General features: G+C 57.4%; 11 protein-coding genes and 4 tRNA genes. 2 read left to right on the top strand and 13 right to left on the bottom strand.

Annotated elements, in window-relative coordinates; all coding sequences use genetic code 11:
* Positions 1-2: 2 nt before the first annotated feature.
* The 3 genes from E3Z29_RS29620 to E3Z29_RS13100 all read right to left on the bottom strand — a co-directional run bounded on the left by E3Z29_RS29620 (position 3) and on the right by E3Z29_RS13100 (position 2261).
* Positions 3-131 (bottom strand): hypothetical protein, encoded by a 129-nt coding sequence (locus E3Z29_RS29620; protein ID WP_256662080.1) that lies wholly within the window; start codon positions 129-131, stop codon positions 3-5.
* A gap of 251 nt (positions 132-382) precedes the next feature.
* On the bottom strand, positions 383-1270 hold the full coding sequence (locus E3Z29_RS13105; RefSeq protein WP_098968097.1) for a DUF2242 domain-containing protein: 888 nt from the start codon (positions 1268-1270) through the stop codon (positions 383-385).
* 91 nt (positions 1271-1361) lie between these two features.
* On the bottom strand, positions 1362-2261 hold the full coding sequence (locus tag E3Z29_RS13100; RefSeq protein WP_134785960.1) for a LysR family transcriptional regulator: 900 nt from the start codon (positions 2259-2261) through the stop codon (positions 1362-1364).
* Positions 2262-2381: 120 nt separating this feature from the next.
* Here E3Z29_RS13100 and E3Z29_RS13095 point away from each other — a divergent pair, with 120 nt between their 5' ends.
* On the top strand, positions 2382-3575 hold the full coding sequence (locus E3Z29_RS13095; RefSeq protein ID WP_134785959.1) for an MFS transporter: 1194 nt from the start codon (positions 2382-2384) through the stop codon (positions 3573-3575).
* Positions 3576-4134: 559 nt separating this feature from the next.
* On the opposite strand, the gene E3Z29_RS13090 is transcribed toward E3Z29_RS13095, so the two are convergent.
* The 10 genes from E3Z29_RS13090 to E3Z29_RS13045 all read right to left on the bottom strand — a co-directional run bounded on the left by E3Z29_RS13090 (position 4135) and on the right by E3Z29_RS13045 (position 13536).
* Positions 4135-6006 carry a SurA N-terminal domain-containing protein gene (locus E3Z29_RS13090; protein WP_134785958.1) on the bottom strand — a complete coding sequence of 624 codons (1872 nt, stop codon included), beginning with the start codon at positions 6004-6006 and terminating at the stop codon, positions 4135-4137.
* Between the two features lie 236 nt (positions 6007-6242).
* Positions 6243-6515, bottom strand: coding sequence for an HU family DNA-binding protein (locus tag E3Z29_RS13085; protein WP_008077714.1), 273 nt, complete (start codon positions 6513-6515; stop codon positions 6243-6245).
* A 148-nt stretch (positions 6516-6663) separates the two neighbouring features.
* Positions 6664-9060 carry an endopeptidase La gene (lon, locus tag E3Z29_RS13080; RefSeq protein WP_003223634.1) on the bottom strand — a complete coding sequence of 799 codons (2397 nt, stop codon included), beginning with the start codon at positions 9058-9060 and terminating at the stop codon, positions 6664-6666.
* 163 nt (positions 9061-9223) lie between these two features.
* Positions 9224-10507 (bottom strand): ATP-dependent Clp protease ATP-binding subunit ClpX, encoded by a 1284-nt coding sequence (clpX, locus tag E3Z29_RS13075; RefSeq protein ID WP_003223632.1) that lies wholly within the window; start codon positions 10505-10507, stop codon positions 9224-9226.
* 112 nt (positions 10508-10619) lie between these two features.
* Positions 10620-11255, bottom strand: a complete 636-nt coding sequence (gene clpP, locus E3Z29_RS13070; protein WP_007951559.1) for an ATP-dependent Clp endopeptidase proteolytic subunit ClpP — start codon at positions 11253-11255, stop codon at positions 10620-10622.
* A 92-nt stretch (positions 11256-11347) separates the two neighbouring features.
* Positions 11348-12658, bottom strand: coding sequence for a trigger factor (gene tig / locus E3Z29_RS13065; RefSeq protein WP_027614582.1), 1311 nt, complete (start codon positions 12656-12658; stop codon positions 11348-11350).
* 398 nt (positions 12659-13056) lie between these two features.
* Positions 13057-13132: transfer RNA gene (locus tag E3Z29_RS13060), tRNA-His, on the bottom strand.
* A 76-nt stretch (positions 13133-13208) separates the two neighbouring features.
* A tRNA-Leu gene (locus tag E3Z29_RS13055) sits at positions 13209-13293 on the bottom strand.
* A 58-nt stretch (positions 13294-13351) separates the two neighbouring features.
* Positions 13352-13427: transfer RNA gene (locus tag E3Z29_RS13050), tRNA-His, on the bottom strand.
* 32 nt (positions 13428-13459) lie between these two features.
* Positions 13460-13536: transfer RNA gene (locus tag E3Z29_RS13045), tRNA-Arg, on the bottom strand.
* 275 nt (positions 13537-13811) lie between these two features.
* On the opposite strand from E3Z29_RS13045, the gene folD reads away from it, so the two are divergent.
* Positions 13812-14666, top strand: coding sequence for a bifunctional methylenetetrahydrofolate dehydrogenase/methenyltetrahydrofolate cyclohydrolase FolD (folD, locus tag E3Z29_RS13040; RefSeq protein WP_003223627.1), 855 nt, complete (start codon positions 13812-13814; stop codon positions 14664-14666).
* The last annotated feature ends 207 nt before the right edge of the window (positions 14667-14873 follow it).

Here is a 14873-nt window from a genome sequence, read left to right as displayed (position 1 = left end):
CCTTACAACTCGGTGGCGTCTTCGGCCGGCTCTGGCTGATCCAGTTCATACGCCTGGTATTCGAGCAGTTCTTCTTGATAGTCGTCCATCGTGTGATCCCCCTGCTGCCCGTTTGAAAATAGCCCGATCAACTGACCAGTGCCTCGAGCCTATCGTGCCCGTATGAAGGAAAAGTGACATCCCGCCTTCATGAATAAAACGTAGCAGGTGGTCAGGAATTTATCGCAGGATTTTTGTCGGGGGAATGTAACGAGATTTGAGTACACCACAAAACAAATGTGGGAGCGGGCTTGCTCGCGAAAGCGCAGTGTCAATCAACATATACATTGACTGATACTCCGCTTTCGCGAGCAAGCCCGCTCCCACATGGGATGTGTGTGTGTTACTGCATCGCCGGAATCGGCTCCGATGGCGGCGGGATATTGGTCGGGTTGGCCGGCGGCGTGATCGTTTCGGTAGCCGGTGCAGGCTCTGCACTCGGTGCCGGGGTGATCGGCGCTGACTCGGCCGGCGGCACCACTGGCTCAGAACCCGTTGGCGTCGGCGCAACCGGAGCGGGGGCCGGGGTCGCTGCCGGGGCTGCCGGCGTCATGTTTTGGGCAGGCTCGACAATCCCGGCTGGCGGCGGTGCAGGCGTTGCCTCCACCGCCGGTGCAGGTGTAACCGGCGCTACAGCGGCAGGCTTGGGCTCAGGCACACCGAGATCGGTCTTGGGTTTTTCTTCGATGTGCGCGGCTTTCTTCGCATCGGCTGGCAGGAACAACTCAACCAGCGTGAAGAACCGCTCGTAGAACTTCTGCGAGGTCACGGTCTCACTGGCCACCTTGACCATCGAATCGTCGGATGAGCCGATCGGCATCGACACCGAACCCAATACGCCAACCCCGAGACTGGCGGAGTTGTTGGTCTTCTTCAGCGCATAGCGATCCTGCAGGGCATTGGCGAACACCGTGGCATGGTGCTTGGAGCTGCCATCTTCGGTACACACCACATTGAAGCTGATCTCCATGTGGGTTTCACCGGTTTGCTGGAAGCTTTTGTGGCCACTGATCAGTTTCGGGTCACTGCTGGTGATGATGTAGCCCTGGCTGAGCAACGCACGACGGGCCGCCTCGCAACTCGCGGTGTCGGCCACCGGATAATTGCGCGAGAACGTGCCGGAATCATCGAAGTTCTCATGCTCATAGATCGGCTTGTCCTTCGAACAGCCAGCAACAGCGGTCAACAACAGCGCCAACCCAACGACACGCATGGGAGTTGAAATCAACATTGAACATCCTGAGGAAAAACAGTCCGGGGCGTATTGTGCAACAGAACGTGGCCCTGCGGCGCATGGATTGTGTCTTAAAGCCGTTACAACCCTATTGACCCTTGATTGCCGGAAAAAGTCGCAGCGACAAGTGATCGATGAAGACGCGCAATTTGGCGGTGGCATGGCGACTGGAGGGCCACAATACCCAGAACTGACCGGTGTGCTGCATATAGGCATCCAGCACTCGCTGCAAGCGCCCCTGCGCCACATCCTCATGGGTCATGAAATCCGGCAGGCAGGCGATACCCATCCCTGCCAGCGCCGCATGATGGACGGCTTCGATGGAGGTAGTGACCAGCCGCGTCGGCAAGCTCGGCTCCGGCGCGCCCTCCTCGCCAATCAATGGCCATGGCTCCAGCTTGCCAGTGGCATGAAAGGTGTGCCGCAAGCAGGCGTGCTCCGCCAGATCGGCGGGAATTTGCGGCACGCCGTGCTCCCGCAGATACAACGGGCTCGCCACCAGCACCATGTGAAACTCGCCCAAGGGCCGCGCCATCAGCCGTGAATCACGTGGTTGACCGGTACGAATCACCGCATCAAAGCCCTCCTCAACCACGTCGACCATGCGATCAGTCAGGTCCAGATCCAGCTCGATCTGCGGGTACAGCGCCATGAACTCATTCATCACCGGCATTACCAGGCCGTGCACCTGCGGCAGGCTGATGCGCAGTTTGCCATGGGGCTGGGAGGCGGAATCGCAAAGTTCGAACTCGGCGGCTTCCACCTCGGCAAGAATTTTGCGACAGCGTGCGAGGAACAGCGCGCCCTCGCTGGTCAGGGTGATGCTGCGGGTAGTGCGATGAAACAGCCGCACGCCCAATCGCGCCTCCAGCCGGGCGATACTTTTGCCCACCGCTGAAGACGACACGCCCTGCAGCCGCCCAGCCTCGGTAAAACTGCGGGTCTCGGCGACTTGAACAAACACCGAAATACTGCCCAGACTGTCCATTCCACACCTCCGATTCACGACATCCATGTCCGATATGTTCGGAACCGTAACCCATTTTTCTCCAATGCGCAGCGCCCTAGCCTATGGCCTTCACCCACTTCGGCACATGGACGCTGACTCATGAACGACGCACAACTGACCTCGGCCCTCACCCAGCCAGTCGACACCCGCGAACGATTGCCCCTCGGCGCCCTGCTGGCCCTGGCCACCGCCGGTTTCATCACGGTGCTGACCGAAGCCATGCCCGCCGGCCTGCTGCCACAAATGAGCGCGGGGCTGAATGTCTCCCAGGCACTGATCGGGCAACTGGTCACCCTGTACGCGATTGGCTCGATGCTCGCCGCCATCCCGCTGACCATCGTCACCCGCAGCTGGCGTCGTCGGCCATTGCTGCTGTCAGCCATCGGCGGCTTCGCCATCGCCAACAGCATCACCGCCGTGTCGGAATGGTACTGGCTGACTTTGACCGCACGCTTGCTCGCCGGGATATTTGCCGGGCTGCTGTGGGCGTTGCTGGCAAGCTACGCCAGCCGCATGGTTGCCCCACACCTGCAAGGCCGGGCGATCACCGTCGCCATGCTCGGCGCGCCGCTGGCGCTGTCGCTGGGCATCCCGGCGGGAACACTGCTCGGCACGCTGGTCGGCTGGCGCCTGAGCTTCGCCATCATGACTGCGCTGACGCTGTTGCTGGTGATCTGGGTGCGCTGGCAAGTGCCGGACTTTGCCGGAGAACACGCAGGAAAACGCCTGCCCCTACATCAGGTCTTCACCCTGCCCGGCGTACGCTCGGTGTTGTTCGTGACCTTGACCTACGTGATCGCCCACAACCTGCTGTACACCTACATCGCGCCATTCCTGCAACCGTCGGGACTGGCCAGCGATATCGACCGGGTGCTGCTGGTGTTCGGCCTGGCCTCAGTGCTGAGCCTGTGGATCGTCGGCAGCCTGATCGATCACTGGCTGCGCGAACTGATGCTGATCAGCACGCTGCTGTTCATGCTCTCCGCCATCGCCTTGGGCCTGTGGCGAGAATCGGCGACCGTGGTCTACCTCGCCGTCGCCGTGTGGGGACTGGCGTTTGGTGCGATGCCTTCGCTGCTGCAGACTGCCTCGGCGAAAACCGCTGGAGAGGCTGCCGATACGGCGCAATCGATGCTGGTGACCCTGTGGAATGTCGGAATTGCCGGGGGTGGTTTGGCGGGTGGTTTGCTGCTGGGGAGTCTGGGGGTTGGGGGTTTTCCGTGGATTGTTGTGGGGTTGCTGGTTTTGACCTTGAGTGCGGTGCTGAGGGCGAGGGGCTATGGGTTTGTGTGATTGGGATGTTTGTCTGTGAGAGGCCGGGCGGCTAGTCGGCCGTCTTCGCTGGCAAGCCAGCTCCCACAATTGATCTGCGGATAGTCAGTTAGAGACAGGCCGGCTCGTAGGCCGCCATCGCCGGCAGGCCAGCTCCCACAGTAGCGCAAAAGCCGAACGCATGCTCTTCACCACTCAAATGGCCGAGTGTCAGCTCGCCGAAAGCTCTTGATCTTGCCGTGCCGGCCCCATCGGCAGGCTGAGTGGAGGGGTTTATCCGGGGGAAGGAGCGCAGCGACGTTTGGCGAAGCCAAACACATCGAGAGGAGGTGCAGCGAAGCAAACCGGAGGCGATGCCCCCGGATGAATCCCGTAACGAAGGAACCCGAGCCACGGCGAGGGCCGAACGCCGGGGCCAAGCCTTTTGGGTTACCTTTTCGGCGTCTGGAAAAGGTGACTCGCTGTAAGAGCGAAACCGCCAGCGGCAGCACCCGAAGCAACGGATATACACCCAAATCTCAACCATAAAAAAAGCCCCGACCATAAGATCGGGGCTTTCCAGTTACCACTCAGTCAACCATCAATACCGCTTGATGTCCGCCTGACTCTCCAACTGCTTACGGAACGCCGCAAAATCCTGCTGACCTTCACGCGAAGCCAGGAAACGACGGTACTGCGCCTTCTCTTCATCAGTCGGCGCTACTGCTTCATTCACACCGTCCAGACGCACAATCATCAGACTACCGTCCTGCAAGGTCACGCTGCTGAACGTCGGCTTGCCCTTGGCTGCCGGTTTCGGCATGCGGAACAACGCCTGCAGCACAGTCGGGTCAACCCCTTCCTGAGCACGGGTCGCCGCCGTCACAACCTTCCAGTTCTGGCCGTCAACCGCCTTGTCCAGTGCAGTCTTGCCATCGCGCAGACCAGCAATCAACTGGTCAGCCTTGGTCTTGGCCGCAGCGCTGGCGTGCTCTTTGGTCAGTTGGGCACGGATCGCCGTGTTCACCGCTTCGAGTGGCAACTGCTCAGGCTTCAGATGTTCCTTGGCGCGCAGCACGACCACGGTTTCCGGGTCCAGCTCGATACCGGTGCTGTTGGCGTTTTCTTCCAGCACTTCCTGACTGAACGCAGCCGTCACCACCGCGCGGTTGGCGGCGATGCCTTCGCCACCTTCACGGCCGAATGGCTTGGAGGTGTGCACAGTCAGTTTCAGATCCGCCGCAGGCTGGGCCAGGTCAGACGCTTCGAACGCCGAGTCTTCCAGTTGCTTGGTCGCCTCGACAAAACGCTGCTCGACCTGTTGAGTCTTCAGCTCGCGGGTCAACTTGTCTTTCAGGCTGGCCAGGGTCGGAACTTCCGGCGCTTCAACACCCAGCAGCTTGATCAGGTGGAAACCGAAGTCGGTACGCACCGGCTCGGACACCTGGTCCTTGTTCAGCGAGTACAGGGCTTTTTCGAAAGCTGGGTCATAGACGCCAGGACCGGCGAAACCGAGGTCACCGCCATTGTTGGCCGAGCCCGGATCCTGCGAGAACTCCTTGGCCAGCGCTTCGAATTTCTCGCCCTTGGCCAGACGCGCCTGGACCTCTTCGATCTTCGCCTTGGCCTGAGCGTCGGTGGTCTTGTCGTTGACTTCGATCAGGATGTGCGCCGCACGACGCTGTTCCGACAGGTTGGCGATCTCTTTCTGATACGCCGCCTGCAGGTCTTCATCCTTGACCGCAACCTGGTCGAAGAACGAAGACTTCTTCAGCTCGACATAATCGACGACCACTTGCTCAGGGGTCATGAACTCCTTGGCGTGCTCGTCGTAGTAAGCCTTGACCTCATCGTCGGTCAGCTTGACCGCGGCCGGGTCGGCCTTGACGTTCAGCGAAGCGAAATCGCGGGTCTGTTTTTCCAGACGGGCAAATGCCAGCACTTCGGCGTCGGTGACGAAGCCGCTACCGGCAACACCGGCGCGCAACTGACCGATCAGCATTTCCTGAGCCAGCATCTGGCGGAATTGCATGCGGGTGTAGCCCAGTTGACGAATCACCTGGTCGAAGCGCTCGGAGCTGAACTTGCCGTCCACCTGGAATTCAGGGGTCTGCAGGATCACCTGATCCAGTGCACCTTCGGAGAAAGCGAATTTCGATTGTTCTGCGCCTTGCAGCAGCAGCTTGCGATCGATCAGGCCCTTGAGGGCCGATTCGCGGAGCATTTTTTCGTCAAGCAAGGAAGCATCGAAGTCCTTGCCCAGTTGTTGCATCAGCTGACGGCGTTGCATGTCAACGGCCTGGCTCAGCTCGTTCTGGCTGATTTCTTCACCATTGACCTTGGCCGCATCGTTGGTGTGCGTCGTGGCCTTGAAAATGGCATCGAAACCGGTCAGAGCCATCAGTGCAACGATGACCCCGATAATGGTCTTGGCAATCCAGCCTTGTGAATTGTCCCTGATATTCTGCAGCATGCGTCCCCCAGAAACGGTTGAACTTCAAAAATTAGGCAACCGTGGAGCGTGGGTAGAATCCGGATAGAAGAAAGGCGCATCCGAGGATGCGCCTTCTCGTAACTGGCGGAGCGGACAGGGCTCGAACCCTCGATCCCGGCGTTACAGGCGGCTGTTCCAGCGACCTGCTCTACCGCTCCGCTGCCAAGTCAGGCATGACCCCGACCCGGATGGGTAAAAACCTGAAACAAACTAACTTAGTTAACAGCTTCTTTCAGTGCTTTACCGGCTTTGAAACCTGGCTTTTTAGCAGCAGCGATTTGCAGCGTCTTGCCGGTCTGTGGGTTACGACCAACGCGAGCTGGACGATCAGTCACGGAGAAAGTGCCGAAACCAACCAGAACAACGGAGTCGCCAGCCTTGAGAGCGCCAGTGACGGATTCGATTACAGCGTCCAGCGCACGGCCAGCAGCAGCTTTCGGGATATCAGCGGATGCAGCGATAGCATCAATCAGTTCCGACTTGTTCACTCTAAGTCCCCTTATATCTATTTTGAGATGATTCTAAGTTTTTTGGTGAAAGCAAAAACGAGTGCTGAATGGCCTACAGACACTTAAGAGCCGCTTTATAACAAGGGCTCTAAAAAGCTGTCAAGGAAGCCCCCCAGGCAAAAACGTATTAATGCGTGCTAATTCTTTCCTTTGAATCAGACTCACGTTTTTCGTCCTTGGAAACTATCTCCGGAGCCACATCCGGCAAGGGCTCCGGCGCGTATTGCAGCGCAATTTGCAGGACCTCGTCAATCCATTTAACCGGTTTAATCTGCAGATCCTGCTTGATATTGTCAGGAATCTCCTTCAGATCGCGCACGTTCTCTTCCGGAATAATCACAATCTTGATTCCGCCACGGTGAGCCGCGAGCAGTTTTTCCTTCAGACCACCAATTGCCAACACTTGGCCACGCAGGGTAATTTCGCCGGTCATGGCGACATCGGCGCGCACCGGAATCCCGGTCAATGCCGAAACCAGTGCCGTGCACATGCCTACACCAGCGCTCGGACCGTCCTTCGGGGTCGCCCCTTCCGGCATGTGAATGTGGGTGTCGCGCTTCTCATGGAAGTCCAGCGGAATGCCCAGGCTTTTGGCACGGCTGCGCACAACGGTCAGCGCCGCAGTGATCGATTCGACCATTACATCGCCCAGCGAACCGGTCTTGATCAGCTGACCTTTACCCGGCACCACAGCCGCTTCGATGGTCAGCAATTCACCGCCCACCTGCGTCCACGCCAGGCCAGTCACCTGACCGATCTGATCCTGTTGCTCTGCCAGACCGTAGCGGAATTTACGCACGCCGAGGAAATGCTCCAGCAGGTCAGCTGTCACTTTTACCGAGAAGCGTTTTTCCAGCGCATGTTCTTTCACGGCCTTGCGGCAGACTTTGGCTATCTGACGTTCGAGGCCACGCACACCGGCTTCACGGGTGTAGTAACGGATGATGTCGCGGATCGCTTCCTCGTCGAATTCCAGCTCACCCTTCTTCAGACCATTAGCGGCAATCTGCTTGGGCGACAGGTACTTTACGGCGATGTTGATCTTTTCGTCTTCGGTGTAGCCCGGCAGACGAATGACTTCCATCCGGTCCAGCAATGCCGGCGGGATGTTCATCGAGTTCGAGGTGCACAGGAACATCACATCGGACAGGTCGTAATCGACTTCCAGATAGTGATCGTTGAAGTTGTGGTTCTGCTCCGGATCGAGCACTTCCAGCAACGCCGACGCCGGGTCGCCACGCATGTCGCTGCCCATTTTGTCGATTTCATCGAGCAGGAACAGCGGGTTGCGCACACCCACTTTTGTCATCTTTTGAATCAATCTTCCTGGCATCGAACCAATGTAAGTCCGACGATGACCACGAATTTCCGCTTCATCACGCACGCCACCGAGGGCCATACGCACAAATTTACGGTTGGTGGCGTGGGCAATCGACTCTGCCAGCGAGGTCTTACCCACGCCAGGAGGACCCACCAGGCACAGCACCGGGCCACGGATCTTCTTCACGCGCTTCTGCACGGCGAGGTATTCAAGGATGCGCTCCTTGACCTCTTCGAGACCGTAGTGATCGGCGTCGAGAATGTCTTCAGCACGCGCCAGGTCGAGGCGTACCTTGCTTTGCGCCTTCCACGGCACCTGCACCAGCCAGTCGATGTAGGAGCGCACCACGGTGGCTTCAGCGGACATCGGCGACATTTGCTTGAGCTTGTTCAGCTCGGCGGTGGCTTTGGCCAAGGCATCTTTCGGCAGGCCGGCAGCATCGATGCGCTTTTTCAGCTCTTCGATTTCATTGTGACCTTCGTCACCGTCGCCCAGCTCTTTCTGAATGGCCTTCATCTGCTCATTCAGGTAGTACTCGCGCTGGCTGCGCTCCATTTGCTTTTTGACGCGGCCGCGAATGCGTTTTTCAACTTGCAGCAGATCGATTTCGGCATCCAGCAAGGCGAGCACGTGCTCGACCCGGGCCGACAGATCGATTATTTCGAGGATTTCCTGTTTCTGCTCGATCTTCAGCGCCATGTGCGCGGCCATGGTGTCGACCAGACGACCCGGCTCATCAATGCTGTTGAGCGACGACAGGACCTCAGCCGGGACCTTCTTGCCCAACTGCACGTATTGTTCGAACTGCGACAGCAGGCTGCGCACGAACACTTCGGATTCGCGCTCGGCGGCGTCGACTTCGTCGATCAGCGAGACTTCGGCGCGGCAATGCCCGTCGACTTCGCTGAAGCGCTCTACAGCACCGCGCTGCTCACCTTCGACCAGAACCTTGACGGTGCCGTCCGGCAGCTTCAGCAACTGCAACACAGTGGCGATAGTACCTACGCGATAGAGAGCGTCTTCACCGGGATCATCGTCAGCCGGGTTTCTCTGGGCCAGCAGCAGGATCTGCTTGTCGCCCGTCATCGCGGCCTCGAGGGCTTCGATGGATTTCTCGCGCCCCACGAACAGCGGGATAACCATGTGCGGATAAACCACGACATCACGCAATGGCAGGAGAGGCAATTCGATGGTTGTCTTCATGATTTCGCCTCTACGGCGGCCATATGGCCGTAATCAGATGGAATTAAACTTGAAACCAAGATGGGGGCTGCCTTGAAAAAAAACAAGCGCAAAGCGGATGTAAAAAACGACATAAAAAAAAAGAGGCCCGAAGGCCCCTTCTTTGTTCCGGCAGTGTGGACGCTTACGCGTCCGGCGCTGCCTTGGCCGTCGGCTCACTGTTTTCGTAGATATACAGTGGCTTGGACTTGCCTTCAATCACGCTTTCATCGATGACGACTTTGCTCACCTCAGACTGCGAAGGGATTTCGTACATCGTGTCGAGCAGCACACCTTCGAGAATCGACCGCAGGCCACGGGCACCGGTTTTACGTTCCAGGGCACGCTTGGCGACCGATTTCAGTGCGTCGGTCCGGAACTCCAGATCCACGCCTTCCATCTCGAACAGCTTGGCATACTGTTTGGTCAGAGCATTTTTCGGCTCGGTGAGGATCTGCATCAACGCAGCCTCGTCGAGCTCGTCCAGCGTCGCAAGAACCGGCAGACGACCGACAAATTCCGGGATCAGACCGAACTTGACCAGATCGTCAGGCTCGACTTCACGCAGGGATTCACCAACTTTCTTGCCTTCTTCCTTGCTGCGCACTTCTGCGTTGAAACCGATGCCGCCCTTGGTGGAACGGTTTTGGATAACCTTTTCCAGACCAGAGAACGCACCACCGCAGATGAACAGGATGTTACGGGTGTCGACCTGCAGGAATTCCTGCTGCGGATGCTTGCGACCACCTTGCGGTGGAACGGAAGCGACCGTGCCTTCGATCAACTTGAGCAAGGCCTGCTGCACGCCTTCACCAGAAACATCGCGGGTGATCGACGGGTTGTCGGACTTGCGGGAAATCTTGTCGATTTCGTCGATATAGACAATGCCCATCTGGGCCTTTTCCACGTCGTAATCGCACTTTTGCAGCAATTTCTGAATGATGTTCTCGACATCTTCACCTACGTAACCTGCCTCAGTGAGGGTGGTTGCGTCAGCGATGGTGAACGGAACGTTCAGCAGGCGGGCCAGTGTTTCGGCCAGCAGGGTTTTACCGGAGCCTGTCGGGCCGATCAGCAGGATGTTGCTCTTGCCGAGTTCGACGTCGTCAGCCTTCTTGTCACGCTGATTCAGGCGCTTGTAGTGGTTGTACACCGCTACGGCCAGAACCTTTTTCGCACGCTCCTGACCGATTACATACTGGTCAAGGATGCCGCTGATTTCTTTAGGCGAAGGCAATTTATGCGCGCTGCTTTCGGCCTGTGCTTCCTGCACCTCCTCGCGGATGATGTCATTGCACAGGTCGACGCACTCGTCGCAGATAAAGACCGAGGGGCCGGCAATCAATTTGCGCACTTCATGCTGGCTTTTGCCACAGAAGGAGCAATAGAGCAGCTTGCCGTTGTCCTCGCCGTTGCGGGTGTCAGTCATTCGTTCGATCCAAATCCGATAGGCTTGCAACACAAGATGAAGGCTATTGCGGGCTTTTTCAAGCCCGCTGGTGGTCGGACCTGCCGACCCACCTTATTTTGAGCTGCTTATTTTACGCAGGACGCTGGTTGATGACTTCGTCGATCAGGCCGTATTCCTTCGCAGCTTCTGCACTCATGAAGTTGTCGCGGTTGGTGTCACGCTCGATTTCTTCAAGCGTACGACCGCTGTGCTTGGCCATCAGCGTGTTCAGACGCTCGCGAATGAAAAGGATTTCCTTGGCATGGATTTCGATATCCGAGGCCTGGCCCTGGAAACCGCCCAGTGGCTGGTGAATCATCACACGCGAGTTCGGCAGGCAGAAACGCTTGCCTGGAGCACCGGCCGTCAGCAGGAATGCACCCATGCTGCACGCCTGACCAATGCACGTCGTCGAGACGTTTGGCTTGATGAACTGCATGGTGTCGTAGATCGACATGCCCGCTGTCACCGAACCGCCCGGGGAGTTGATATAGAGATGGATGTCCTTGTCCGGGTTTTCCGCTTCAAGGAACAGCAATTGCGCACAGATCAGGTTGGCCATGTAGTCCTCTACAGGACCCACCAGAAAAATGACGCGCTCCTTCAGAAGGCGCGAGTAGATGTCATAGGCGCGCTCGCCACGAGCAGATTGCTCGACAACCATCGGGACCAGGCCGCCAGCGGCCTGGATATCAGAGTTCTGCTGAATATACGAATTACGGAACATGCTCTGCAGTCACTCCCAAATAGTTATGTCTTGAATACGCATAAGCCAGCTCGAAGGCTGGCTTATGTGTGTACTTCTTAACGCAAAAACAATCAGTCGGCTTTTGGAGCTTCTACCGGCTTGACCGCTTCTTCGTAAGAGACCGATTTGTCGGTCACGCTAGCTTTCTGCAGAACAGTATCCACAACTTGTTCTTCCAGCACAACCGAACGAACTTCGTTCAGTTGCTGCTCGTTCTTGTAGTACCAGGACACGACCTGCTCAGGTTCCTGGTAAGCCGAAGCCATTTCCTGAATCATTTCGCGAACGCGGGCTTCGTCAGGCTTCAGGTCGAATTGCTTGACCACTTCGGCCACGATCAGACCCAGCACTACACGGCGCTTGGCTTGCTCTTCGAACAGCTCGGCCGGCAGTTGGTCAGGCTTGATGTTGCCACCGAACTGCTGAACCGCCTGCACACGCAGACGGTCAACTTCGTTGGACAGCAGAGCCTTCGGCACTTCGATCGGGTTGGTGGCCAGCAGACCGTCCATTACCTGATTTTTTACCTTGGACTTGATGGCCTGACGCAGCTCACGCTCCATGTTCTTGCGAACTTCGGTGCGGAAACCGTCGATGCCGCTTTCCTTGATGCCGAATTGAGCGAAGAACTCTTCGTTCAGCTCTGGCAGCTTAGGCTCGGAAACGGTGTTTACAGTCACGGTGAACTCGGCGGTTTTGCCGGCCAGGTCCAGGTTCTGATAGTCCTCAGGGAAGGTCAGGTTCAGAACGCGCTCTTCGCCCGCTTTAGCGCCCACCAGGCCTTCTTCGAAGCCCGGGATCATGCGACCGGAACCCAGCACCAGCTGAGTGCCTTTGGCCGAGCCGCCAGCGAAGGCTTCGCCGTCAACCTTGCCAACGAAATCGATGTTCAGCTGGTCTTCGTTCTGAGCGGCACGATCGGCCACTTCAAAACGGGTGTTCTGCTTGCGCAGGATGTCCAGCATCTTGTCCAGATCGGCGTCAGCCACTTCAGCGCTCAGGCGCTCGACAGTGATGCCGTCGAAACCGGCAACGGTGAACTCAGGGAACACTTCGAATACGGCAACGTATTCCAGGTCTTTGCCAGCTTCCAGCGACTTCGGCTCGATCGAAGGCGAACCGGCAGGGTTCAGCTTCTGCTCAACCACGGCTTCGTAGAAGGAGGACTGGATGACATCACCAACAGCTTCCTGACGAGCGTCAGCACCGAAACGGCGCTTGATTTCGCTCATTGGCACTTTGCCTGGACGGAAGCCAGCAATCTTGGCCTTTTGGGCAGTCTGCTGCAGACGCTTGTTGACCTGGCTCTCAATGCGCTCAGCCGGCACGGTGACGCTCATGCGGCGCTCAAGAGCAGTAGTATTTTCAACAGAAACTTGCATGGATATTCCTCGTTGCACAGACGTTAGCCGGCCGTTTCCGACCCCAGAATCAAGGGCATGCATTCTAGTGGGTCAAACTCAAGAAGTCACCCTACTGAAAACGGGTAAAAAAACAGCAGGCCATTTATAGGTGTGAATGCAGCAATGCACTCCACCTCGAAGACGAATAAAGACCATCACGCCAAGGCTCTGCTTCAACCGCTTCTATATATAGAAGAGACTGCGAGCCATCTCCCTGACGGCTGATCCCGCGAACATGGCCGGCGGTCGGCACACTGACAGCAAGCCCCTGAACACGACGAAACGCCCTGCCCTTCGACCCGAAACGCTGCGCGACAAACCACCAGCCGTAAAACAAAAAAGGCGCCAGACTGTTAAATCTGGCGCCTTTCGAAATATGGGGTGGACGATGGGGATCGAACCCACGACAACGGGAGTCACAATCCCGTGCTCTACCAACTGAGCTACGCCCACCATATTGCGTCACAAAAAAGCCATTCAACTTCTTTGCTGAACTTCATCAGACCTGCGGCATGAATGAAGCTTTAATTGGTGCGGATGAAGAGACTCGAACTCTTACGCCTCGCGGCGCTGGAACCTAAATCCAGTGTGTCTACCAATTCCACCACATCCGCAGATGAAGCTTTTTAAAGCAAAGGCGCCAGACTGTTACATCTGACGCCTTTCGAAATATGGGGTGGACGATGGGGATCGAACCCACGACAACGGGAGTCACAATCCCGTGCTCTACCAACTGAGCTACGCCCACCATATCGCGCTACTTGTGCCAAAGCTGCCTAATGGCGCACCCGGCAGGACTCGAACCTGCGACCATCCGCTTAGAAGGCGGATGCTCTATCCAGCTGAGCTACGGGCGCCTTATTAATCTGTACTCTTGGAGGACTACAAACTAAATGCTTTCCAGCTTCGCAGAACGCTAATTCCGCTCAACCTTCTTAACCAGTGCTAGGCTGTGCCCGACAAGTGCGACGAATAGTATAGAGCGCTCCCAAGGTCGTCAAATCCTTTTTGAAAAAAATTCATTTAATTAAAGGAGTTAGGGGAATTTGCTGACCAAGCGCCTTTGCCCTCACCGCCTGACATGCGAGAATGCGTTCTCTTTTTTTCCCCTCTCGATGGTTAATCACGCGCAATGACTGCACAACTAATCGACGGCAAATCGATCGCCGCCAGCCTGCGCCAGCAGATCGCCCAACGAGTTGCCGAGCGTCGCCAGCAAGGCCTGCGCACTCCCGGCCTCGCGGTGATCCTGGTCGGCAGCGATCCTGCCTCTCAGGTTTATGTCTCGCACAAGCGTAAAGACTGTGAAGAGGTCGGCTTCCTCTCTCAAGCCTACGACCTGCCTTCCGAAACCACTCAAGAAGCGCTGACCGATCTGATCGATCGCCTCAACGACGACCCGGCCATCGACGGCGTGCTGCTGCAACTGCCGCTGCCCGAGCACCTGGACGCCTCCAAACTGCTGGAGCGCATTCGCCCGGACAAAGACGTCGATGGCTTCCATCCTTATAACGTCGGTCGCCTGGCCCAGCGCATTCCGTTGCTGCGTCCGTGCACCCCAAAAGGCATCATGACCTTGCTGGAAAGCACCGGCGTGGACCTTTATGGTCTGGATGCGGTGGTGGTGGGTGCGTCGAACATCGTCGGTCGTCCGATGGCGATGGAACTGCTGCTGGCCGGTTGCACCGTGACCGTCACCCACCGCTTCACCAAGGACCTGGCCGGCCACGTCGGTCGCGCTGACCTGGTGGTGGTCGCCGCCGGCAAGCCGGGACTGGTCAAGGGTGAGTGGATCAAGGAAGGCGCGATCGTGATCGACGTCGGCATCAACCGTCAGGACGACGGCAAGCTGGTCGGTGACGTGGTGTATGAAACCGCCCTGCCCCGCGCCGGCTGGATCACTCCGGTCCCCGGCGGCGTTGGCCCGATGACCCGTGCCTGCCTGCTGGAAAACACCCTCTACGCGGCAGAAACCCTGCACGCCTGAGACGTTTTTCCGCAATAAAAGAACCCCGCCTTGTGCGGGGTTTTTCGTATCTGAGAAAAAACACTAACCGTTCGCCGGAAACCCCTCTTTTTACAGGCCTTTTCACGAGATTTTCAGGTCATTCAAACAACCATCGACAGATCTTCAGCCATACTCCTAGAATGCGACGCTTTGAAGAAATAACCCGTTACAAACTAACGGAATATC

The organism is Pseudomonas sp. S150 (assembly GCF_004526365.1).
Lineage (GTDB): Bacteria > Pseudomonadota > Gammaproteobacteria > Pseudomonadales > Pseudomonadaceae > Aquipseudomonas > Aquipseudomonas putida_A.
Note: the sequence above shows the minus strand (reverse complement) of the source record. Positions and strands in the feature narration are given on the sequence as shown.

What these genes read in the sequence shown, in the direction of transcription:
- E3Z29_RS13105 (WP_098968097.1), bottom strand. Translation starts at nt 1,270, where the DNA reads ATGTTGATTTCAACTCCCATGCGTGTCGTTGGGTTGGCGCTGTTGTTG.
- E3Z29_RS13100 (WP_134785960.1), bottom strand. Translation starts at nt 2,261, where the DNA reads ATGGACAGTCTGGGCAGTATTTCGGTGTTTGTTCAAGTCGCCGAGACC.
- E3Z29_RS13095 (WP_134785959.1), top strand. Translation starts at nt 2,382, where the DNA reads ATGAACGACGCACAACTGACCTCGGCCCTCACCCAGCCAGTCGACACC.
- E3Z29_RS13090 (WP_134785958.1), bottom strand. Translation starts at nt 6,006, where the DNA reads ATGCTGCAGAATATCAGGGACAATTCACAAGGCTGGATTGCCAAGACC.
- lon (WP_003223634.1), bottom strand. Translation starts at nt 9,060, where the DNA reads ATGAAGACAACCATCGAATTGCCTCTCCTGCCATTGCGTGATGTCGTG.
- clpX (WP_003223632.1), bottom strand. Translation starts at nt 10,507, where the DNA reads ATGACTGACACCCGCAACGGCGAGGACAACGGCAAGCTGCTCTATTGC.
- clpP (WP_007951559.1), bottom strand. Translation starts at nt 11,255, where the DNA reads ATGTTCCGTAATTCGTATATTCAGCAGAACTCTGATATCCAGGCCGCT.
- tig (WP_027614582.1), bottom strand. Translation starts at nt 12,658, where the DNA reads ATGCAAGTTTCTGTTGAAAATACTACTGCTCTTGAGCGCCGCATGAGC.
- folD (WP_003223627.1), top strand. Translation starts at nt 13,812, where the DNA reads ATGACTGCACAACTAATCGACGGCAAATCGATCGCCGCCAGCCTGCGC.